Genomic DNA, 20,703 nt, shown 5'->3' on the forward strand with positions numbered 1-20,703 from the left:
TGGATCACAAGTGGATAACGTCGCTTTAGCTGTGTACCACACGGTGGGTAGCCGGTCGATTCGAATGAGGAACTCGAACGAGCGGTACGATCTTATGGCCCAATTTTGTTGAGCAGCAACAACATCGGGAACGATACGTGAGCAATCACAGCCATGATGATCAAATTTGAGGCAATATAACCATCCCGGCAGATAATCCAGGCGTGAAAACAGTACAAATGCCTGCACCAGAGCGGATAGCAAGTTGGACGCCCGAGAAAGACTGGATGGCAGCGATCAATTTAGTAACTTTAGGTAACAGGCATCTACGGGATAATAAGAATCATTCAGTCGAATGGTCTCCGCCGAAGATGGCGAATACTAGGGACGACCCAACCCGCGGTAGTTCCACCCCGCCGCTCGCCACTGCTCCGGGTCCAGACAGTTTCGACCGTCGATCAACGTCTTCTTCCGCACGACAGAGTCCAACGCCCCCGGTTCCAGAGCCTTGAACTCCTTCCACTCGGTGAGCACCAACACCACATCCGCACCCTCGCAGGCCTCCAGTGCCGTACTGCTGTAGGTAAGGGTGGGGAACAGTGCTCGCGAGTTCTCCATGGCCTTGGGGTCGTACACGTTGACTGCGGCACCCTGCAGTTGGATCTGCCCGGCCACGTTCAGAGCCGGTGAGTCGCGGACATCGTCCGAGTCGGGTTTGAATGCGGCACCCAGAACGGCAACCCGGGCACCGAGCAACGATCCGCAGGCCTCGCGCGCCAACTCGACCATGCGCGTGCGGCGTCGCATGTTGATGTTGTCGACCTCGCGCAAGAACGTCAGCGCCTGGTCGGCACCGAGCTCGCCCGCCCGAGCCATGAATGCGCGAATGTCCTTGGGCAGGCAGCCACCACCGAAGCCGATGCCGGCATTGAGGAACTTGCGGCCGATGCGCTCGTCGTGGCCGATAGCGTCGGCGAGCACGGTGACGTCGGCACCCGCAGCCTCGCACACTTCCGCGATGGCATTGATGAAGGAGATCTTGGTGGCCAAGAAGGCGTTGGCGGAGGCCTTGACCAGCTCCGCCGTGGCCAAATCGGTGACCAGGAACGGGATCTTCTCGTCGAGCAGCTGCGCGTAGACCTCGCGGGCGAGTCCCTCTGCGCGGCCCGGACGGTCACGATCGACGCCGAGCACCAGGCGATCGGGGTGCAGCGTGTCTTTGACGGCGTAGCCCTCCCGGAGGAACTCCGGGTTCCACGCGACCTCCACGCCGTCTCCGGCAGGTGCGAGTTCGCGAGCCATCCGGCCGAGCCGCTCGGCCGTTCCGACCGGCACGGTCGACTTTCCGAAGATCACGGCGGGCTTGGTCAGCAGCGGAGCCAGCGTCTCGATCACCGAGTCGACGAACTTCATGTCGGCCGCGAACTCACCCTTCTTCTGGGGAGTACCGACACCGAGAAAGTGAACCTCCGCGAAGTCCGCGGCTTCCTGATACGACGCAGTGAAGCGAAGACGGCCAGCCGCGATATTGCGTTGCAGCACCTCCTCGAGGCCGGGCTCCCAGAACGGGACCTGACCGGCTTCGAGTTTCGCGAGCTTGGCGGGGTCCACGTCGACACCGAGCACCTCATGACCGAGCTCGGCCATGCACGCGGCATGAGTGGCACCGAGATAGCCCGTACCGAAAACTGTAATTCGCACGCTTGTATCCCCCGACGATATGTTGACTGGCCTCGACGGTAGAAATAGTAGGCACCCATTCGTACATCCGTGTACCGAGCACACCGATCACACGTGCAAAGGAAACGTCAGGTTCGCAGAGTCCCGATGTGTTCCCGGTACCACTCGACCGTGGATTCGATCCCGGCCTGCAGGTCAATTTCCGGCGTCCATCCCGCGTCCCGCAGCTTGTTCACATCGAGCAGCTTCTGCGGTGTCCCATCCGGTTTGGAGATGTCCCACTCGGTCTCACCTTCGAATCCGACTGCAGAGGCCACGATCTCGGCGATCTCCTTGATCGTCGCATCCTCACCGGTACCGACGTTCACCTGATCCGGACCGTCGTAATGCTCGAGCAAGTGGATGCATGCAGCTGCCATATCGTCGACATGCAAGAACTCACGCCGCGGAGAGCCGCTTCCCCAGTTGGTCACCGTGTCGATACCGTCGCGGCGAGCCTCGTCGTAGCGACGGATCAGCGCCGGCAGGACGTGTGAGCCTTTCGGGGAGAAATTGTCGCCCGGGCCGTAGAGATTCGTCGGCATCGCCGAAATCCACGGCAACCCGTACTGCTTACGCACCGACTGGATCTGCAAGATACCGGCGATCTTCGCGATGGCATACGCATCGTTCGTCGGCTCGAGATGACCCGTGAGCAGGTACTCCTCCTTGATCGGCTGCGGAGCCAACTTCGGATAGATGCACGAGGACCCGAGAAAGAGCACCCGCTCGACGTTCTGAGCCAACGCCGCATCGAGCACGTTCACCTGAATACGAAGATTGTCCGACAGGAAATCCACCGGATACGTACTGTTCGCCAAAATTCCACCTACTTTGGCCGCCGCCAACACCACCGTCCTCGGCTTGGACTCCTCGAAGAACGCGAACACCGCATCACGATCCTTGAGATCCAACTCCGACGACGACCGACCGATCAGGTCGCTGAAACCCGAGTCCTCGAGCTGCCGCCAGATCGCGGAGCCCACAAGACCTCGGTGCCCGGCCACATACAAGGGCGCATCACGATCGAGCGGACCGGGCGTGTAACCGGAGACCTCCGATCCTTCTGTCCCCACGGTGCTCATGCCCAATCCGGCAGCGACGGGCGGTCGATCCACGGACGACCCTCGTGCTCGAGCGCCGCGATATCGGCATCGACCATGATCTTCGCGAGCTCGGGGGTGTGCACCTTGGCTTTCCACCCGAGCTTGGCTTCGGCCTTGCTGGCATCACCGACCAGAGCATCCACCTCGGTGGGACGCAGGTAGCGCTCGTCGAACTTGACGTGCTTCTCCCAATCCAACCCCGCCCGCTCGAACGCAACGACGAGGAAATCCTTGACCGAGAAGTTGCCGCCGGTCGCCAACACGAAGTCATCCGGCTCGTCGGCCTGCAGCATCCGCCACATGCCCTCGACGTACTCCGGCGCGTAACCCCAGTCGCGGATGGCATCGAGGTTGCCCATGTACACGTTCTGCTCGAGCCCGGCCTTGATCCGGGCCACCGCACGCGTGATCTTGCGGGTGACGAATGTTTCGCCGCGGCGCGGAGATTCGTGATTGAACAGGATTCCGTTGACGGCGAAAATGCCGTACGCCTCGCGGTAATTCTTGGTCACCCAGTACGCGTAGACCTTCGCTGCGCCGTACGGCGAGCGCGGATAGAACGGAGTCTCCTCGTTCTGCGGCGGCGGCGTCGCGCCGAACATCTCCGAACTCGAGGCCTGATAGAACCGGCACTGCAGACCGGCAAGACGCACCGCTTCGAGCAACCGGATGGCTCCGACGCCGGTGGTGTTACCGGTGTGCTCGGGTTCGTCGAAACTCACGCGGACGTGCGACTGCGCACCGAGGTTGTAGACCTCGTCCGGCTGAATCTCGGTGAGCAAGGTGACCAGACGCGCACCGTCACTCAAGTCGCCGTAATGCAGAAACAGCTTGGCCTTCTCCTCATGCGGATCCTGATACAAATGCTCCAAGCGAGAGGTATTGAACGACGACGACCGCCGAATCAGGCCGTGCACCTCATACCCCTTGCTCAACAACAGTTCCGCAAGATAAGAACCATCCTGACCAGTGATACCGGTAATCAACGCGCGCTTCATCGAATTCGCTCCAACCTGAAGGTAGACGAGGGGTCAGTTAGCTGAGCTTAAAGCTAGATCGGCCTGGATCGCAGCACACGCTAGCCTGATGGCATGTTGGCCTCCTCTGTTTGTCGCGTCGGAACCCTTGCCGTAGTCGGCATTCTGGCGCTCGCTGGGTGCTCCCAGGAGACACCGCGCGCGGTGGCAGTCCTCGACACCCCACTTCCCGATATCGCTACTTCGGTGCTCGATCAGCGCGGAACCATCGTCCAATCCACTCCCGTCGAGGGCCTGGACCCAGAGGTGTCCGCCAAGATCGGCGAGGCACTCACTGTCGTCTATCGGTCCGTGTCCGCCTACGACGGTCAAGCGTCCGAAGTGGCCTCCACGGTATACAAGCCGCGCGGCGAAGCGCCTGCAGGCGGTTGGCCCGTCATCTCGTACGGTCACCCCACCACCGGACTCGGTCAGGACTGCGGGCCGTCGCTCAGCCCGGATCTTCGGGGGTACGCGCCGACCCTTGCCGCTATCACCGAGGCCGGATTCGTAGTGACGATGACCGACTTCCAAGGGTTGGGCTGGCCCGGGGAACATCCGTATCTCGAACCACGCACCGCGGGGTTCAACATGATCGACGCTGTGCGAGCAGTGCGAAACCAATACCCGGACACCTCCGACAAGTGGATGGCCGTGGGCGGGTCGCAGGGCGGCCAAGCGGCATGGGCTGCAAACGAATACAGCGCAGACTACGGATCCGGGTTGAACCTCGTCGGTAGCGTGTCCACTTCCCCCGCCGTCGATATCACCGGCTTCGCCGAGGGCGCGCGAGACGAGACCTTGACCGGTGCACAGACCGCCTTCATGCCGTTGATCATCGACGGGTTGTCGGTGGTTCACCCGGACCTCGACCAGAGCGAATACCTGCGGGGCGCTGCAGCAGGCGAGCTGACCGGCCTCACGTCGTGTGCACTCCCCGACACCCAGAAGGCGGCGCTCTCCACCCAACTCGACGCGTCACAGGTACAGCCGGCATCGGACGAGGCAACCGATCGACTGACCGAGTGGCTGACCGAGGCCTCGCTCCCCCAGCGACGGGCACCGGCACCGATGCTGGTCATCAACGGATCCGACGACGAACTGATTCTGCCCGCATGGGTTTCGAAGGCCGTCGACGCCGGATGCCGCATCGGCGATCGAATCGTGCACCGCGAGATGGCCGGTCAAGGCCACGCCGACGCCAACGCCGGCGACGAGATGTACCAGTGGATGCTCGAGCGGTTCTCGGGCCCGGACGCACCCAACGAGTGCCCCTGATCGATGCGACGGCAACCGCTCTTGCCCCTACAGTGGATCGGGTGACCGACAAGACATCTCTACTCACCTCCGCAGCGGCGGTCTGGGCATATCCGTTGTGGAAGGCAGTACAGCGAGCGGGCGCAGCCGACGACATCGCTGCGGACGTGGCCAAATGGGCAGATTGTCTCGAAGTCGAGGCAATCAGCGCACTCGATCCCTACCGCCGCTTCGCCTACATCGCCGGAGCACTGCCGGAGTTCAGAACCCTTGTGCACTACCGCATCAGACACATCGGAGCCATCCAGCGCCTGCTGCTCTCGAAGCTGTATCCGGGACTGTCGACCCTGACGCTCGAGGCCGGATCCATCGGTCCGGGCCTGTTCATTCAACACGGACTCAGCTCGATCATCACCGCCGAGCACATCGGCAGGAACTGCTGGATCAACCAGCACGTGAGTATCGGCTACACGGCCAAGGGTCGCCCGGTCATCGGCGACAACGTCCGGGTCGGCGCGGGTGCCGCAGTGCTGGGCCCGATCACCATCGGCAACGACGCGACCATCGGCGCGAACGCCACGATTCTGCACGACGTGGCACCGGGAACCGTCATGGTGTCACCGCCCGCGATGACGCTCGAACAAGCAAAGGCCACCCGCAAGGCTCAGTTGGATCCGCCGGCCTGAATCACGGCATCGAGCGCGGGCTTGGGACTGAAGTCCGACCGAACCAGCCCTGCGTTGAGTTCGTCCACTGCGTTGCCGCTATCGACGTCACGGAAGTCGAACAGGAAGATGCCGCCGCAGTAGGGCAAACTCCGCAGGTAGTCGATGCCGTCGACCAACAGTTCGGCCTGCTCGTCCTCGGTGACACTCTCCTGGCCCGTCCCGGAGGCGGCCCCGAACTCGGTGAACCAGATCTGCTTGTCACGATCGCCGTTGACCACCATCGTTTCCCGAATCCTCGCGATCGCGGTGTTCGAGCTCCACGACTGCACCGATGCGTCGCTGAGTCGATCCGGCGCACTGTACGGATGCATCGCGACGGCGTCGAAGAACGGTCCTGCTCCGGCTTCGTAGAGGCCTCTGATGAAACTGGCCGGACTCAAATCCGTTTCGTTGTCGATAGTCGGCGATGTACCTCCAGTCATCACCACGATCGACGGGTCGACACTTTTGATCTTTTCGTACGACCGCTTCAACATGGGAACGTACGTCTGCAAATCGGCCGCGGGGCCGAATGTTGCGCCGGTATTCGGCTCATTCCATATTTCCCACGTGCGAATCCGGTCTTTGTAACGGTTTGCGACCAATTTTGCGAACTCGGAGAATCTTTCGGGATCGGACGGCTTCGGATGCATGACATTCCTGTTTGCGGGGTCGACGTCCCACCACGGCGCCCAGGTCGCAACGCCCAGAATGTCGAGTCCGGCGTAAGAGAACGCCTCGACTTGCTCGTCGGTAGAAGCCCAATCGTAAACACCGGGATACGGCTCTATGACAGACCAGTGAATTGTCAGTCTCACCGAACCGAAGCCGTACTGCGGAATCAGCGAACTCTGTTTCGTCAGAAGATCTTTCGAATCAGAGGCAGTCACCGCTGTCAGGCCGAGTTCGCCGACCGACGGCTGGCAACCGCCTTCAGCGGCGGCAGTGGTCGAACCCGGGCTCACCTGCTCTTCAGCGGAGTCCTCGGCTGACGAACACGCAGCCAACAGCACCGAAGCCACCACGATCGACACCACGAACGTTCGGCACCGTCGGCGTCTTGCGGCCTGCATCCAGTCACGTCCCAACTCGTCTATCCGGTGATACCTGACACAAATGACCGTGCCCAGTAACACTTTTGCTTGTTCTTGCGAAGAATGATCAAGGTTCGGGGAACGCGTTCGGTCATTGCTTGCCAGCTCGTTTTACAACTCAGTCTGCTCGTAGCTCTGCCAGACATGGAGACCGCACATGAATGTCGCCCTCGACAAGCTCAGATCAGGTTACAACCCGGTGAAGTCGCGCTCGGATTCGGCGGACCTTCCCAAGCTGATCTCGTCCTCTGAAGAAGCTTACGTTCCGGCGAAACGGATCGAGTGGCAGCGCACCTACCGGCGCCGGGTTCTGCTGACCGATACCGGCGTCATCGTCGCTGCACTCGTCAGCGCCCAGCTGATCCGCTTCGGGACACCGGCAACCGACTCGCCCGAGACCCTCAGCGCTCTGATCTTCTTCACGGCTTTCTCCGCCGCGATCGGCATCGTGTGGTTGCTCGCGCTCGGTTTCGTCCAGTCGCGCGACCCACAACTGATCGGCAACGGTGCCGACGAGTATCGGCGAGTCATCTCGGCCACCGGATGGCTGTTCGGTGGCGTTGCCGTGACGGATCTTCTCGTCCAGGCCGGCGTCGCCCGTGGCTACCTGGCCATCGCGCTGCCGATCGGCCTCATCGGTTTGTTGGCCGGCCGCCGATACTGGCGACGGAACCTCGCCAGGAAGCGGTCTGCCGGGCACTTCCTGAGCGACGTCATCGTGATCGGCAACGTCACGTCGATCAAGAGAATCTCCGGCAACTTCGACAACGCGGCCGACGCTGGTTATCGAGTGATCGGTGCGTGTATCCCCGGGTACATCGGTGCCCCAGGGGCCACTGTCGACGCAGACGGCCACACCATCGAGATCCTCGGTGACGAAACCGCCATCGACGACGCGCTCCGGAAGACTTCCGCGACGACGGTTGCCGTCGCGGCCGTCGAGCACCTCGGTTACGAGCGGATGCGTGAGCTGGCGTGGAAGCTCGACAAGCACCGGATCGATCTGGTCGTCGCTCCCGGAGTCGCGGACATCGCCGGGCCCCGGCTCAAGATCCGGCCCATCGACAATCTGCCACTGCTGCACGTCGATCGACCCAAGTACGACGGTGCGACCAGGAGAAGCAAGACGATCTTCGACTTCGTTCTCGCCTCAATCGGGTTACTCGTTCTGTCTCCGCTGCTGGCAATCGCCGCTGTCGCGATCAAGGTCGGCGACCGAGGACCCATCTTCTACCGCCAGGAGCGCGTGGGACTGCAGGGCGAGAAATTCCGCATCTGGAAGCTCCGCACGATGGTGGTCGACGCAGACTCGGCGATCGGCAGTGCCCGAGAGGACGCCGATCAGCAAGCCTCGGTGTTCTACAAATCAGCCACCGACAGCCGGATCACCAAGACGGGTCGGCTGCTGCGAAAGCTGAGCATCGACGAACTTCCTCAACTGTTCAATGTACTGTCCGGTGACATGAGCATCGTGGGCCCCAGGCCACTCGTGCCCGGCGAGGGTGCAGCCGTGGCGAACTTCGTCGAGCGTCGTAGTCTCGTCAAACCCGGTGTCACCGGGCTGTGGCAAGTCTCGGGTCGGTCCGATGTAGCCGAGTCTGAGCGAATTCGCTTGGACCACTACTACGTCGACAACTGGTCCGTCGTGCAGGACCTCGTGATCATCTGGCGAACAGCTGCTGCGGTGCTCAAATCGGACGGCGCGTACTGACGTGGCAGAAGTCCCCGACGAGCAGGACACGTCACTGTCGCTTCATGGATTGTCCGTTTGCGTGGTGGCCTGCCACTACGCACCCGAGACAACCGGAAGCGCACCGTACAACACCGCACTGGTCGAAGCGCTCAGTAGCGCAGGAGCGGACGTGGACCTGATCACCGGAGTTCCGCACTACCCCCAGTGGGCAATTCAGGATCCCCGCTACCGTCGCGGCATCACATGGCGAGAAGAAATCGGAAACGTCCGCGTACGACGCGTCCGGCACGCGGTGCCCGCAGCTCCGAATCTGATCGGCCGCGCTCGGATGGAGCTGAGCTTCGCTACCCTGGCGGCCCCGTTGGTGCGAGCCTCCCGCGCGGACGTCGTCATAGCGGTCACCCCTCTCCTCGGGGCTCTGCTCGCCGCTTCGCTCGGCCACCGCGGCCGACCCCTGGGCGTCGTCGTGCACGACCTGAGCGGAAACGCAGCGGCGCAGTCCGGGACCACCGGTGGCACAGCCGGACGCATGGTCGGATCCTTCGAATACCGGCTTGCCCGGCGTGCAGATTCGATCGGTGTGATCACCCCGCGATTCCGAGATGTGCTCACCGAGAACGGTGTCGACGCAGCAAAGATCGTCGACCTCCCCATCTTCACGCACATCTCCGGATCGAACGAGACGACGCACCAGGCTCGCGCGCGGCTCGGATGGGCCGAGACCGACCGGCGCGTCGTGGTTCACACCGGCAACATGGGAATGAAGCAAGGACTCGAATCGGTGGTCGAGGCGGCTCGGATGGCGCACGAGCAGTCGATGCCGATCACCTACGTGATGGTGGGCGACGGCAACCAGAGACGTCAACTTGTCTCTGCTGCAGGCGAACTCCCGACACTGAAATTCGTCGACCCCGTCGACGAGGAGACGTACCCCAGCGTGCTGGCCGCCGCCGACGTGCTGCTGCTCAACGAACGCCCGGGCGTCAAGGAGATGTCGCTGCCGAGCAAATTGACGTCCTACGTCGCGGCCGCTCGCCCTATCGTGGCCGCAACCGAGCCCGGTGGAATCTCGCACTCGGTACTCGACGAACACTCCTCTGCTCTTTTCGCAACCCCGGGTGATCCCGGGGCCCTCAACCGTGCGGTGATGACCCTCGGCAGCGACCCGGCCGAGGTCGATCGCCTGATACGCGCCGCAAGAGATCTGGGCAACGCACGCTACAGTGAATCCGCCGGCCGCGAAGGGTTCAGGAACTTCGCACGCAACCTGGCCCGCCGCGATCGTGAAGGGACACAATGACACTGCGAACGAAGCTCGGCCTCCTGTTCGGAGAGTTTCGTCCGACCGTGCGGCGCACCGTACCGATGCTTCTGCGCGGCAAGCCGATTCTGGTAGGACGTAACTTCCGCGTCCGCGGATCCCGAAACATCAGCGTCCGCAACGGCTTTCTCGCTCTGGGCATCAACAACTACGGATTCGCAGACAACAGAATGGCCGGATTGTTACGGGTGCGCGGCCGCTTCGAGGTCGACGGCTCCGTTGCCATCACCTCCGGTAACCGTTGGGACATCGGGCCGGGCGCCACCATGACGATGAGCGGGCCGTGCACCGTCTCGCCGATGTCAGTCGTGGTGGCGACCAGCGGGATTTCCATCGGAAGCCAAGGAATGATCGGGTGGGACGTGCACCTGATCGACGACGACTTCCACCCGACGCGGTCGGCTCCGGACGCTCCGTTCAAGCACGGCGACAAAGGCATTCACATCGGCAACCACGTGTGGATCGGTTCGAGGGCAACAGTTCTCGCGGGAACTCGGATCGCCGACGGGTGCATCGTGGCCGCGGGTGCCGTGGTGCGCGGTACGTTCGACGAACCCGACTGTTTGATCGGCGGTGTGCCCGCGAAAGTAGTTCGCCGAGGTGTTGCCTGGACCGATCCGGCGTTCGGTTACACCGAGACCGACCCCGATGTCTCGGCCTGATCAAGCGCCACCGGTTCGCGTCGCCTGACCAATCGCGGAACGAATGCGAAGTCCGGCACGATCTGAGTGACCAATACTGCTGCAGCAGCGACGAATACCACTCCCACGGCTCCGTATTCCGGAGCCACGAAGATACCGCCGACCACGCTGATCAGTCCCATTCCCATGATGCAGAACGCCTGAAAGCGCATCTCCGACGGCGTGGTCAGCAGCACTCCTGCGGGTAGGTGGATGCACTGCACCACCAGTAGGCAAGCGAATGCCACCGCCAGCCACGTTCCGGTGATCACCTCACCACTGGAGAGGATGTTGGTCGCGAAAGGGCCGAGCAGCGAAATGAACACGGCGGCAACGATGGAGACCCCGAAGAACACCAGCACGATCTTGATCCACATCTTGATGGTGCCCGCCTGATCGCCCCTCCGTTTGACGAAGACCGGCCAGTAGGCCATACCGGCGGTGGAGAACACCGACCATCCCAACGCGTACACCTGAGCCATCAACGCATATCTCGACAGTTCCTCGGGCGTCGACAGGTGCGAGAGAATAACCCGATGGGACTGCAAGCCGAGGGGAAGCCCCACACTGGCAATCAGCATCCACAGAGACCCCGCCAGCAGCTTCACCTGCGCCATCTCCTGAACCGGCGCAGCGAATACTGTCCTCCCCAACCCTGACATGCGCAGGGCGACAATCGTTCCCACGATATTGCCCAGGAGCGCCCCGAGGACACCGGGAATCGCGAAGAAGATGCCCTGAGCGCCTACGAGCATGAGTCCGACGGTGATCAGCAGACCGAACACCGTATTCGACATCAGCACCAGAACTGCCAGCTGATTCTTGTTGATTCCGATGAGGATTCGGATACCCAGACCCGCTGGAAGGCTCAATGCGAACAGACTCGCCGCAAGGGTGATGACCCATCGATCGTCGGGTCCAGTGGTCAAGCCGATGACGGCTCCCCACTTGTCGAAGACCATGATCAACACGAAGACGACGATCAGACCGACGGAAATCATGGCCAGCACACGGTAGGCGCGTTGAATGGTTCCGACAGTGACCGGGTCCTCGGACAGCTTTCCGGCCTTCGAGCTCGCATTGGTCACCACGGCTCCGATGCCGAGGTCCGCGAACGGGAAGAGCAAACTCATCGTTGCGATCAACGACACGACACCGAAGATCGACTCACCGGTCTCGCGCACGATGATCGCGGTGTTGAGCAAGCCCAGCAACGCCATGATCGGCGTCCCGAGAACACGGAAAACCGTCCCCCACAAAACTGCCTTCTGCTCCTGGGACGACAAGCCGCCTGCAGGTGCCGCCGTGTCTACCAGCTCATTGGGTGGCAGGTCCTGGACCGCGGCCGGCCGGGACGCAGAAAATCCCCTCTGCCCGCGGTCGACGCGATGCCTACCCGCCATTCGCCGGTGCCCTCCCCAACATCTTGCGGACAGCCTCGCGACCGTGGAACGCCACCCGAACCACGTATTCGACCACCCGCGACTGCAGGCGTGACCGTCGACGAGTGCCGTACGGATAGTGGTCCAACCGGTCCCAGGCCCGCCGAAGATCCGCGAAGCTCTCCTTGATCGGACGCACTGTTCCCGCACCCGTCGTGTCGAAATCGCACACGACCCGATCCAACGTGACCGGAGGCTTGATCAGTGCCGCCGTCATCAGGTAGAGCTGATCGGCGGCCAAACCGAACTGTTCGTCGTACGGCCCCAGCCGTTTCGCGAAGTCCGCACCCACGAACGACCCTTGATGCGGGATGGGCGCTTTGCCGATGGTGAAATCGTGCAGGTCGAAAGGCATGAAGCCCCACTCACCCAAGTCGATGCCATCGGCGCCGACGCGCCGAACCTTCGCATATCCCCACTGGTCCCGCGGGTCCTCCACGTTCGCGACGACGTACTCGATCGCACCGGGGTCGGAGAAGCAGTCACCGGAGTGCATGAGCCAGACGATGTCACCCGTGGATTGCGCGATGCCCCTGTTCATCGCGTCGTACCGTCCGTTGTCGCGCTCGGACCGCCAGTACTGCAGGCCAGCGCCGATGGACTCGAGGTACTGCTCTACCTCGTGACCGGATCCACCGTCGAGAACCACATGCTCGACGGGCACCGAACACTGTTGCGCTCGAACACTGTCGACGGTCTTCTTCAGCCCGTCCAGGTCACGAAAGCTGATCGTGACCACTGATACCTTCTGGATCTTCGACGGCATGCCCATCTCATCTCTTCGTCAGCTGTGCAAAGATTCCCACGGCTTTCATCAACGCCAAGCGAACGGTGCTCGCGAGTGCAAAGCCCCACGCCCATTTTCCCGGCCGCCCGTACCTCACTCCGGCTACGAAGGACCGGATCACGCCGCGCATCGACCGACCACTGATGGCGGAGGACAGCGGACTCGTCAGGAAATAGTCGCCGCGGGTGCGTCGATCCGATGACGCCAGATACTTCTTGCCCCACTGAATGTATTCCGCACTCTGGTCGGTATCGGTTCTCGACAGAGACGCCGATGTCATGTCGTACTCGACCAACACCTCACCCGACTGAACGATCGGGACGGCAGGCAGGCGACGACGCACATCGATCAGCCATGACGGGTCGTCGTGAACCGCCCCGAGTGGCAGGTCCATCGGGACCGTCTCGGCGATCTCACGGGGAAACAGCAACGTCGAAGTCTGAGCGCTCGCCCCACCGAACTTGAGTGAGTGGAAGCGAACCAGGTATTGATCCACGGGCTGGTGCAGACCGATCAGCCGAACCGGCCATTCCGACCCACCGTCGGCAGTGATCGTCCGAAAGCGGCAGGACGCGATCCACAGCGCCGAATCCTGTGGCACCGAGGACAACTGGACGTCGAGCTTGTTCGGCAACCACACATCGTCGTCGTCGAGCAGACCGATGACGTCGCCCACGCTCTTGTCGATTCCCAACTGGCGCGCTCGGCTGCTTCCTGCTCCGCCACCCGTGCGAACCACAGTGACCCGATCATCTTCGGGAACAACAGGTTCGACGTCGGAATCCACCACGACGATCACCTCGGACACCGCGTAGGTCTGCGCGAGCGCAGACCGCACAGCAGCCTCGAGCGAGCTACGCCCGATCGTGGGGATCACAACGCTGACAGAGGGTTTCATCGAAGAACCACCGAATCGTGCTCGGTCTCGGATACCGCCGGGGAAACCGCTGTCCGGCGGCTACCGGGCGCGGGCAAGTGTCGACTGGCGAAGACGACGGCGAGCAGTGCGAACGCCGCGAGAAGGTTGTACGACATCGGAGAGAACAACAGATCCCACCCCGCCTGGACCGATATCTGCACCGCCATCGCCGCCCAGATTCCGTACCTCGGCGAGTTCCAGATGACAGTGAGCGCTGCGATCACCAGGAACACTGGAAGGACCGCGGCGAACACACCGCCCTCGGCCCATGAGCTGAAGAGAACGGAGTGCAACGAGGTGGCACCGTTCGCCAGATGCCAGAAGCCGTAGAACGGAAGGTTCGGATCGAAGCCGATACCGATCGCGATTTCCTCACCGCGAGCGAACACCTCGGTGGTGAGGTTGTCTGCACTGCCCCAACCGAAAATGGGCTTGTCGATGATCGCCGCTATCGACAGAGGCGATTCGGTACGCCCGGCCAGGATCGCGGGCACACCGGTCGAATCCTGCAGCTCGGTCTTCTCTTTGACTGCCTCTCCGGCAATACCACTGCGAGCGATGGCGGGAATCAATGTCCCGAGACCAGCACCGATCCCTGCAACCACCAGAATCTGAGTGAAACGCGAAATTTTCCCCTGTGCCAGCCACGTCACCAGCAGAAAGGCTGCGCTACCGAGGCACACCAAGGCATGAGATCGGAAGTTCAGGACCAAACTGGTGCCGGCCAGCAGCACCAGGAAGACCGCCTGAAGATGAACGGGGACCTTCATCCGCACCAGCACGTACAGACCGACCAACGTGATCCACGGGGCGTACGCGTATTTCCAGAGCTCCTCGAACGAGGACAGGCTGGCGAAGGGCAGACCGGCAGTGAGGAAATACATGCACGAACCGAGTGCGATACCGGCGGCGAGAGAAAAAAGTCGTTCGAGGTCCCGGCCGGCAATGACCGTGATTCCGACGAAATAGATAGCGAACGATGCCCACTGGATGACGCGCTCGTCGAAGAAGCTCAGATCGTTGAGCTGAGACGAGACGATGAAACCAGCAAATGCGATAGTCGCCAGGCCGATCACCAACCGGTCGCCGCGCGATGTTGCCGTCAGGAAAAGGGCCGGGGCGACGAGAAGGCACAGTCCCGAGAACCCGGTGACGGTGAAACCCATCACCTGCAGGCCCGAGGTGATGCCCAACAGAATCAACACACCGCTCGAGATGACTCGCTTACCCAGAGCTCGGCGAGCCTCGAACGACCGACCGGCCGTGGTTGGCTTCGGCGAATCCAGCGTCGCTACCATCACGCAGTGCCGTCGGCCTCGACCACGTGCAGAGCGTCCGGCTGCAAAGCTCCGGTGCCGCGCGCCAGCGAAGCCCGATCAAGACCCACGACGCCGTCGATCGCGACATCGGTGATGGGAATCTGCGTGCGCTCGAACCACTGCCCCGAAATAGGTGCGAGGAACTTGGCTGGCGTACCTCCGTACACACCGGGCTTGGGATCGGCGAGCGGCTTACCCGTCATCGTGGAATGCGCTGCGAGGACGGAACATTCGGGAACCTTCGCACCCTTGAGAATCACCACATTGCTGCCGACCGACGTGTGGTGTCCGATCTCGATCCGTCCCACAGTCTGAATCATGTCCCGCATGTTGGGCTCGTGGCTCTGCAGAGTGCACCGCTGGCCACCCACCGCACTGTATGCACCGACCTCGATGGTTCCCGAGCAGTCGAGGTAGGAACGGCTCTCGATCCGCGCCCCGTATCCCAATGCCAGGGTGCCGGCCTCCGGATCGAGTGCTTGATACGCCGGGTGCGCGGAGATCCAATTCCACGAACCTATGCCTGCTTCGTTCTCGAGGTGCAGAAGTGACAAATTCTTGAACGTATTGAACGGTCCGATGAGAACGTTCTCGCCGAGTTGCGCGCGCCGAACTCCAGAGACCAAACAGGGCCCGATCTTCGCGGACATCGCGATGTCATGACCGAGCGCGTTCAAAATTCGGTTTTTCAGTCGGAGCGGCGGCAACAACCAGGTGAAAAGTTGGATCAGGCTCATCGACAGGGCCTTTCGCTTGAAACGGGATTGAGGTCTGTTAGAGCGCACGCCCGGATCGGCCGATACACTACCGACGATCGGTTCGATTGAAGCGTAGCAATGCTATGACTCCTGGTCTCGGCATCGAAGGTTCCTCATACCCTCCATCGCAGCCCCACTCCGGTACCGTTACAAATGCCTCTATCCAGATGGACGGACTGGTCGGCGCACATCTCGCCACCACACCCGTTACTCGTGACCTGATTTGCAAAGGACAGCCTGCGTGACCGACTCCACTGCATCAGTCAGATCCCTCGGCGCCCTTCGGGGGCGCTCGTACGACAAGGGCCGGGGTTTTGTCCATCAAGCCCTGTGGGTGGCCTTTTCGTCTCTGGTGTTCACGAAAGTCTGGTGCCCCAACCGCATTCGCTGCGCCGCGCTGCGCGCCTTCGGGGCAAAGATCGGTACGGGCGTATTGATCAAACACGACGTGCATATCCAGTGGCCGTGGAAGCTCGAGATCGCGGACAACACCTGGATCGGTGTGGGTTGCGACCTGTACAACGTCGAGATGCTCACCATCGGTTCGGACGTGTGTGTGTCGCAGCAGGCCTTCCTCTGCACCGGAAGCCACGACCATCGTTCACCGGTGTTCGAGTACGACAACGGGCCGATCGTGATCGAGAACGGCGTGTGGGTGGGCGCTCGCGCACTGATTCTTCGCGGAGTCACGGTGGGTGCCAACTCGGTCATCGGTGCCGCGGCATTGGTGGCCACCGATGTCCCTGCATCGTCTTTCGCGCTCGCGCCGCCATCCACCATCCGACCGATTCGTCCCCACTGACGTGAGGGTTCTCCACGCGGTCACCCTGTTCAGCCCCGACGGCGCGTACGGGGGTCCGGTTCGCGTCGCCCTCAATCAAGCGTCGGCACTTCGGGACTCGGGTCACGAGGTCACGATCACTGCGGGAGTACGTGGTTACGATCCGATCCCGACCGAACAAGAGGGCGTTCCACTCGCGTTGAAGAAGGCACGAAACCTGGTCCCCGGTGTCGGTTTTGCCGGTCTCGGCGCGCCGACATCGCTGACGTGGTTGCGAAAGCACAAAGCCGAGTTCGACGTGGTGCACATCCACCTCGCCCGCGACCTCGTGATGTTGCCGTTCGCGACGGCCGTCCACGCGCTCGGCCTTCCGTTCGTCGTCCAATCCCACGGCATGCTCGCACCCAAGTCCAATCCCCTGGCTCCGGCGCTCGACGCCCTGTTCGTCCGACGTCTGCTCCGTCAGGCTCACACTGTGTTCTGTCTCACCGATCAAGAGCGGGAAGGTATTTCCGAAGTAGCCGGTGACGGCGTGCGCATCGACATGATGAACAACGGCGTTCCCGAGTACGAAGCGGCCGAATCGACCGATTCACCGCCCGAAATCCTGTATTTGGCCCGTCTACACCCACGAAAACGTCCACTCGATTTCGTAGGTGCGGCGAAACAAGTTCTGAACATCGGACTTTCGGCTCGCTTCACCTTGGTCGGACCCGACGAGGGTGAGGCCGACAGGGTGACGGAATCCATCGCCGGTACACCCGAGATCACCTGGGAAGGGCCCCTGCCCGGGGGCACAGGCCCCGAACGTATGCGTCGCGCCTCGATATACGTACTGCCCTCGGTCAACGAGCCTTATCCGATGTCGGTCCTCGAAGCGATGGCCGTCGGCATCCCCGTTGTGGTCACCGAGGAGTGCGGACTTGCCGCCCTCGTGGCCCGCACAGGCTGCGGAATCGTAACGGTTCCTGGCGAAGGTCCGATTGCAGAAGCGATGAAGACTTTGCTGAGCGACCCCGCCCTCGCCCAGGCGATGGGTGATCGTGGTCGCGCGGCCGCCAAGAGCGAACTGAGTATGCAGTCGGTCGCCACCAGACTGAACGACACCTATTCTGCCGCCACGGCCGATCGAGGTCGTCGTGCCTGATCGCCGAGCGGCACGGTCCAGCCGTTTCCGCCTCGGCCGCCCAGCGGCGAACGCGGCGGTCATCGTGGCACTCGTTGCGGCCGCTGTCCTGGTGGTCGCGGCCGTCGTCCGAGACGACGCCCCGGCACCCACCGTCACCGCCGTCGACACGCCACTGAAAATTTCGGTGGTGGGCGACTCGTACAGCAGAGGTCTTCCCGACACCGTCGTGTGGCCGACGCTGGCCGCCGAATCGACCGGGTGGTCGGTGAACAACGTCAGCATCTTCAGCGCCGGCTACGTCGCAACAGACGGCAACGGAAGCTTCGCGGACCAGATCGACGCGGCAGTGGCCGACAACCCGGACGTCGTGTTCGTCGTCGGCGGGATCAACGACGTCGGCAAGCCGCCGGAACTGATCACCCAACGCGCGATCGACACACTGGGCGAGCTGGCTCGCCGTGCACCCAGAGCCAAGCTGGTGGTCATGGGACCGATCTGGCACGAAATCCCGGTACCCGAAGCGGCCGCCGTCATCGACGATTCGGTACGCACCGCCGCGGAGATGCTCCGGTTGCCGTACCTGAGCGTGGTGAGTGAAGATTGGCTGGTGCCTGAAGGAATGATTCAGGAAGACGGCATCCACCCCACCGAGGCCGGTCAACGAGTACTCGCCCAGCAAATCGTTGCGTCCCTCGAACAGACCGGAGTTCCCTTTGTCTGAGCAATCACGGCACTCAGTGGCACCCGGCGCGAAACCACGCCGGATCTCGCCGACCAACGCCCGTCGTGGCCGTGTACTGACCGGTGGCGTGGTCGCGTTGGCGATCGTCGTTGTGCTCGGTGTGGCCGCAGTGATGTTCGGCCATGACACAGCGGCATCCGAGCCCGGGACGGCCTCTACCGCAAGCACCGCGAGCGAGCCTACTGCGGATCGTGGAGCGCCCCGGTCGGCTCTGTTCGTCGGTGACAGCTACACCGTCGGCCCCTCGTCCGTCCCGGATTTCGGCTACCCCTGCCTCACCGCCACCAATCTGGGGTGGAACTGCAATCTGGGTTCCCAGCCCGGTACCGGATACATCAGCGGCGGCCCCGACCACCGGCTGCCGCGCGTTCTGGGTGCGCTCGAAGTTGCGTCGCTGAGCGCTTCGGAGCGTCTTCCCCGCCTGCGCGAGAACTTCGACGCCGATGTCGTGGTGCTCGATGCCGGCCGCAACGATCTTCAGTTCGGCCCGATCTACTTGAGCAACATGTTCCTCTACACGGTCGAGCGGGCCCGGGAAACCTGGCCCAACGCTCGAATAGTCGCCATCGCACCGTGGTTCATCGACGACCCCGCCGTGGAATTCGATTCCGACCAAGGCCCGGTCAGGGTAGGGCCGTACCTCGAGGGCAAGCTCCGGGAGGTACCCGAGAATGCCGCGGTCACGTTCATCGATCCCGGCTCCCTCGGATGGTTCGCAGGCGAGGATGTGAGCTCGCTGCTGGCGGATGACGGAATCCACCCGAACCCGGAGGGCCACAAGCGAATTGCCGAAAAGCTCACCGCCGCCATGATCGCCGACGGATTTGGGCAGCTGCAATGATGCCCGGCCGGACTCCAGCACTGATCGAACCCGACGGGACCCGATGAACAGCACACTCACCGAGTACTTCCGCATCCTGACCGAGCGTTGGCGTTGGGTAGCCGTCGTGTGTCTCGTCGTGCTCGGTCTGGCTGCGACTTACCTTCTGCTGCAACCGAAGTCCTACCAGTCACAGTCGACGGTCTTCATCACCACCCCACGCGACGATTCCGACACCTACTACCGCGGTGACCTGTACGCCAAGGAGCGCCTCCCCTCCTACGCCGCGTTGATCCAGAGCCAAGACCTCGCAAAAAGGGTCATCGCCGATCTGCAGTTGGACAGCACGCCGGAAGAAATGATTGCCAGTACCACAGCCACGCCGGTCCCGGGCACCGTACTGATCCTGCTGGCCACGTCGGCCGGTTCACCATCCTCGGCCCAGACCATCAACCAGGCCTATCTCGATGAGTTCATTGCCGAAATCGCCTCTCTCGAAGCCATACCCGGCGCATTGACCCCCAGAGCCGAATTGCTCGTCGTCGAACCACCGACCATCTCCGAGCTCCCGGGCGGATTTCCTCCTACCCTCGTACTCGGTGCTGCCACCGCGGCAGGACTGATCGCCGGAGCCACGCTGGCGGTCCTGTTGGCTCTCGCAGACACGCGCATCCGACGACCGGAGGACGCGATCGAGGCCACCGGTTTGCCGCTGTTCGCAGCGTTTCCCGCTCAGACGTCGAAGACGACGGGCATCGAACCCGGCCGCCAACTCCGCGACTCTCTGCAGGCGGCTCTCCCAGCAGACCAGAAGCACATCGTGCTGGTGACGGCACCGGATGTCTCGACCGGATCGACCTCGATTGCCCAGCAGCTCGCCGACTCCCTTCGTGATTCGGGGGAGAGTGTCGCGTTGATCGATTTCGACGTTCGGACGAAGTCCACCGGCGCGTCCGACGAATCCGTCGTCTCGGTCGTCGATGTCGTCGAAGATCTGGTGGCACCCGAGGACGCCCTGAGCAACAAGGTCGACGGCATCACCGTCGTTCCCCAGGGACACGCGTCGGACAACGCCGCACGAGTGGTCGATTCTCCCCGAGCGACGCTGCTGATCGAACGGGCCGCACAGTTGCACGGCTGGGTGATCCTGGACTCTGCTCCCACCAGTAAGTTCAGTGATGCGCAACGGCTTTCGCACTTCGCCGACGCACTGGTGATCGTATCCCGAAGCGGCAAGACCAAGTTCGAGACACTGCGCGCGACCGCTCAACAGTTCGCACTCTCGGGCCCGAAGGTCGCCGGAGTTGTCCTCAACGGTTGTTCCGCAGCCGATATCGACAGCATCGGACGATCCCGCACTCCCGTCCGGTCCACCCCGGTCCATCGATGATCGCTCTCCGCCCAGCACCTGAACCAGCCCCCGAAAATCAAGGA

The 20,703-nt window shown here is 62.5% G+C and carries 19 protein-coding genes; 10 read left to right on the forward strand and 9 right to left on the reverse strand.

Translation table 11 applies throughout. The features are described 5' to 3' along the window. Nucleotides 1–360: 360 nt before the first annotated feature. The 3 genes from R4P57_RS18205 to gmd form a co-directional block, all read right to left on the reverse strand. Nucleotides 361–1,680 carry a UDP-glucose/GDP-mannose dehydrogenase family protein gene (locus R4P57_RS18205; RefSeq protein ID WP_317804211.1) on the reverse strand — a complete coding sequence of 440 codons (1,320 nt, stop codon included), beginning with the start codon at nucleotides 1,678–1,680 and terminating at the stop codon, nucleotides 361–363. A gap of 107 nt (nucleotides 1,681–1,787) precedes the next feature. Then, nucleotides 1,788–2,783, reverse strand: a complete 996-nt coding sequence (locus R4P57_RS18210) for a GDP-L-fucose synthase (RefSeq protein WP_317804212.1) — start codon at nucleotides 2,781–2,783, stop codon at nucleotides 1,788–1,790. Beyond that, nucleotides 2,780–3,802, reverse strand: a complete 1,023-nt coding sequence (gmd, locus tag R4P57_RS18215) for a GDP-mannose 4,6-dehydratase (protein WP_317804210.1) — start codon at nucleotides 3,800–3,802, stop codon at nucleotides 2,780–2,782. Before gmd ends, R4P57_RS18210 begins: the two co-directional genes overlap by 4 nt. Nucleotides 3,803–3,895: 93 nt before the next feature. Between gmd and R4P57_RS18220 the strand changes: the two genes are divergently transcribed. After that, the gene (locus R4P57_RS18220) at nucleotides 3,896–5,098 is read left to right on the forward strand and encodes a lipase family protein (protein ID WP_317804213.1); all 1,203 of its coding nucleotides are present in this window, start codon (nucleotides 3,896–3,898) and stop codon (nucleotides 5,096–5,098) included. 41 nt (nucleotides 5,099–5,139) lie between these two features. Next, nucleotides 5,140–5,763, forward strand: coding sequence for a serine acetyltransferase (locus tag R4P57_RS18225; RefSeq protein ID WP_317804214.1), 624 nt, complete (start codon nucleotides 5,140–5,142; stop codon nucleotides 5,761–5,763). Here R4P57_RS18225 and R4P57_RS18230 read toward each other — a convergent pair. Continuing rightward, nucleotides 5,742–6,857, reverse strand: a complete 1,116-nt coding sequence (locus R4P57_RS18230; protein ID WP_317804215.1) for a cellulase family glycosylhydrolase — start codon at nucleotides 6,855–6,857, stop codon at nucleotides 5,742–5,744. The genes R4P57_RS18225 and R4P57_RS18230 overlap by 22 nt on opposite strands. Nucleotides 6,858–7,035: 178 nt before the next feature. Between R4P57_RS18230 and R4P57_RS18235 the strand changes: the two genes are divergently transcribed. Genes R4P57_RS18235 through R4P57_RS18245 form a run of 3 tightly spaced genes read left to right on the forward strand, consistent with a single transcriptional unit; the run spans nucleotide 7,036 to nucleotide 10,554 of the window. Next, nucleotides 7,036–8,589 carry a sugar transferase gene (locus R4P57_RS18235; RefSeq protein WP_317804216.1) on the forward strand — a complete coding sequence of 518 codons (1,554 nt, stop codon included), beginning with the start codon at nucleotides 7,036–7,038 and terminating at the stop codon, nucleotides 8,587–8,589. Nucleotide 8,590: 1 nt separating this feature from the next. Continuing rightward, nucleotides 8,591–9,871 (forward strand): glycosyltransferase family 4 protein, encoded by a 1,281-nt coding sequence (locus R4P57_RS18240; protein ID WP_317804217.1) that lies wholly within the window; start codon nucleotides 8,591–8,593, stop codon nucleotides 9,869–9,871. Then, nucleotides 9,868–10,554, forward strand: coding sequence for an acyltransferase (locus R4P57_RS18245; RefSeq protein WP_317804218.1), 687 nt, complete (start codon nucleotides 9,868–9,870; stop codon nucleotides 10,552–10,554). The genes R4P57_RS18240 and R4P57_RS18245 overlap by 4 nt, the downstream gene beginning before the upstream one ends. Here R4P57_RS18245 and R4P57_RS18250 read toward each other — a convergent pair. From R4P57_RS18250 to R4P57_RS18270, 5 genes are all read right to left on the reverse strand, one after another. Further along, entirely contained in the window at nucleotides 10,521–11,792 is a 1,272-nt protein-coding gene (locus R4P57_RS18250; protein WP_317804219.1) for a hypothetical protein, read from the reverse strand. The genes R4P57_RS18245 and R4P57_RS18250 overlap by 34 nt on opposite strands. 172 nt (nucleotides 11,793–11,964) lie before the next feature. Then, complete coding sequence (locus R4P57_RS18255; RefSeq protein ID WP_317804220.1) at nucleotides 11,965–12,780, reverse strand: glycosyltransferase; 816 nt, start codon at nucleotides 12,778–12,780, stop codon at nucleotides 11,965–11,967. Between the two features lie 7 nt (nucleotides 12,781–12,787). Further along, nucleotides 12,788–13,699, reverse strand: a complete 912-nt coding sequence (locus tag R4P57_RS18260; RefSeq protein ID WP_317804221.1) for a glycosyltransferase family 2 protein — start codon at nucleotides 13,697–13,699, stop codon at nucleotides 12,788–12,790. Further along, entirely contained in the window at nucleotides 13,696–15,021 is a 1,326-nt protein-coding gene (locus R4P57_RS18265; RefSeq protein ID WP_317804222.1) for a hypothetical protein, read from the reverse strand. Before R4P57_RS18265 ends, R4P57_RS18260 begins: the two co-directional genes overlap by 4 nt. Then, nucleotides 15,018–15,776 carry a hypothetical protein gene (locus R4P57_RS18270; protein WP_317804223.1) on the reverse strand — a complete coding sequence of 253 codons (759 nt, stop codon included), beginning with the start codon at nucleotides 15,774–15,776 and terminating at the stop codon, nucleotides 15,018–15,020. The genes R4P57_RS18265 and R4P57_RS18270 overlap by 4 nt, the downstream gene beginning before the upstream one ends. Before the next feature lie 262 nt (nucleotides 15,777–16,038). Here R4P57_RS18270 and R4P57_RS18275 point away from each other — a divergent pair, with 262 nt between their 5' ends. From R4P57_RS18275 to R4P57_RS18295, 5 genes are read left to right on the forward strand one after another with little or no spacing between them, the layout of a single operon-like run. After that, complete coding sequence (locus tag R4P57_RS18275; RefSeq protein ID WP_317804225.1) at nucleotides 16,039–16,599, forward strand: colanic acid biosynthesis acetyltransferase; 561 nt, start codon at nucleotides 16,039–16,041, stop codon at nucleotides 16,597–16,599. Nucleotide 16,600: 1 nt separating this feature from the next. Continuing rightward, a complete protein-coding gene (locus tag R4P57_RS18280; RefSeq protein ID WP_317804226.1) occupies nucleotides 16,601–17,725 on the forward strand; it encodes a glycosyltransferase in 1,125 nt (374 codons plus the stop codon). After that, nucleotides 17,718–18,428, forward strand: coding sequence for an SGNH/GDSL hydrolase family protein (locus tag R4P57_RS18285; protein WP_317804227.1), 711 nt, complete (start codon nucleotides 17,718–17,720; stop codon nucleotides 18,426–18,428). The genes R4P57_RS18280 and R4P57_RS18285 overlap by 8 nt, the downstream gene beginning before the upstream one ends. Continuing rightward, nucleotides 18,421–19,290 carry an SGNH/GDSL hydrolase family protein gene (locus tag R4P57_RS18290; protein WP_317804228.1) on the forward strand — a complete coding sequence of 290 codons (870 nt, stop codon included), beginning with the start codon at nucleotides 18,421–18,423 and terminating at the stop codon, nucleotides 19,288–19,290. Before R4P57_RS18285 ends, R4P57_RS18290 begins: the two co-directional genes overlap by 8 nt. A 43-nt stretch (nucleotides 19,291–19,333) precedes the next feature. Beyond that, entirely contained in the window at nucleotides 19,334–20,659 is a 1,326-nt protein-coding gene (locus tag R4P57_RS18295; protein WP_317804229.1) for a Wzz/FepE/Etk N-terminal domain-containing protein, read from the forward strand. The last annotated feature ends 44 nt before the right edge of the window (nucleotides 20,660–20,703 follow it).

The sequence above is a fragment of the Rhodococcus sp. IEGM 1330 genome, from assembly GCF_033142445.1.
In the GTDB taxonomy this organism is placed as follows: domain Bacteria; phylum Actinomycetota; class Actinomycetes; order Mycobacteriales; family Mycobacteriaceae; genus Rhodococcoides.

Excerpts from the sequence above, each read along its gene's own strand:
- R4P57_RS18250 (WP_317804219.1), bottom strand. The coding sequence starts at position 11,792 with ATGGCGTTGCTGGGCTTGCTCAACACCGCGATCATCGTGCGCGAGACC.
- R4P57_RS18270 (WP_317804223.1), bottom strand. The coding sequence starts at position 15,776 with ATGAGCCTGATCCAACTTTTCACCTGGTTGTTGCCGCCGCTCCGACTG.
- R4P57_RS18235 (WP_317804216.1), top strand. The coding sequence starts at position 7,036 with ATGAATGTCGCCCTCGACAAGCTCAGATCAGGTTACAACCCGGTGAAG.
- R4P57_RS18245 (WP_317804218.1), top strand. The coding sequence starts at position 9,868 with ATGACACTGCGAACGAAGCTCGGCCTCCTGTTCGGAGAGTTTCGTCCG.
- R4P57_RS18220 (WP_317804213.1), top strand. The coding sequence starts at position 3,896 with ATGTTGGCCTCCTCTGTTTGTCGCGTCGGAACCCTTGCCGTAGTCGGC.
- gmd (WP_317804210.1), bottom strand. The coding sequence starts at position 3,802 with ATGAAGCGCGCGTTGATTACCGGTATCACTGGTCAGGATGGTTCTTAT.
- R4P57_RS18260 (WP_317804221.1), bottom strand. The coding sequence starts at position 13,699 with ATGAAACCCTCTGTCAGCGTTGTGATCCCCACGATCGGGCGTAGCTCG.
- R4P57_RS18255 (WP_317804220.1), bottom strand. The coding sequence starts at position 12,780 with ATGCCGTCGAAGATCCAGAAGGTATCAGTGGTCACGATCAGCTTTCGT.
- R4P57_RS18210 (WP_317804212.1), bottom strand. The coding sequence starts at position 2,783 with ATGAGCACCGTGGGGACAGAAGGATCGGAGGTCTCCGGTTACACGCCC.
- R4P57_RS18230 (WP_317804215.1), bottom strand. The coding sequence starts at position 6,857 with ATGCAGGCCGCAAGACGCCGACGGTGCCGAACGTTCGTGGTGTCGATC.
- R4P57_RS18295 (WP_317804229.1), top strand. The coding sequence starts at position 19,334 with ATGAACAGCACACTCACCGAGTACTTCCGCATCCTGACCGAGCGTTGG.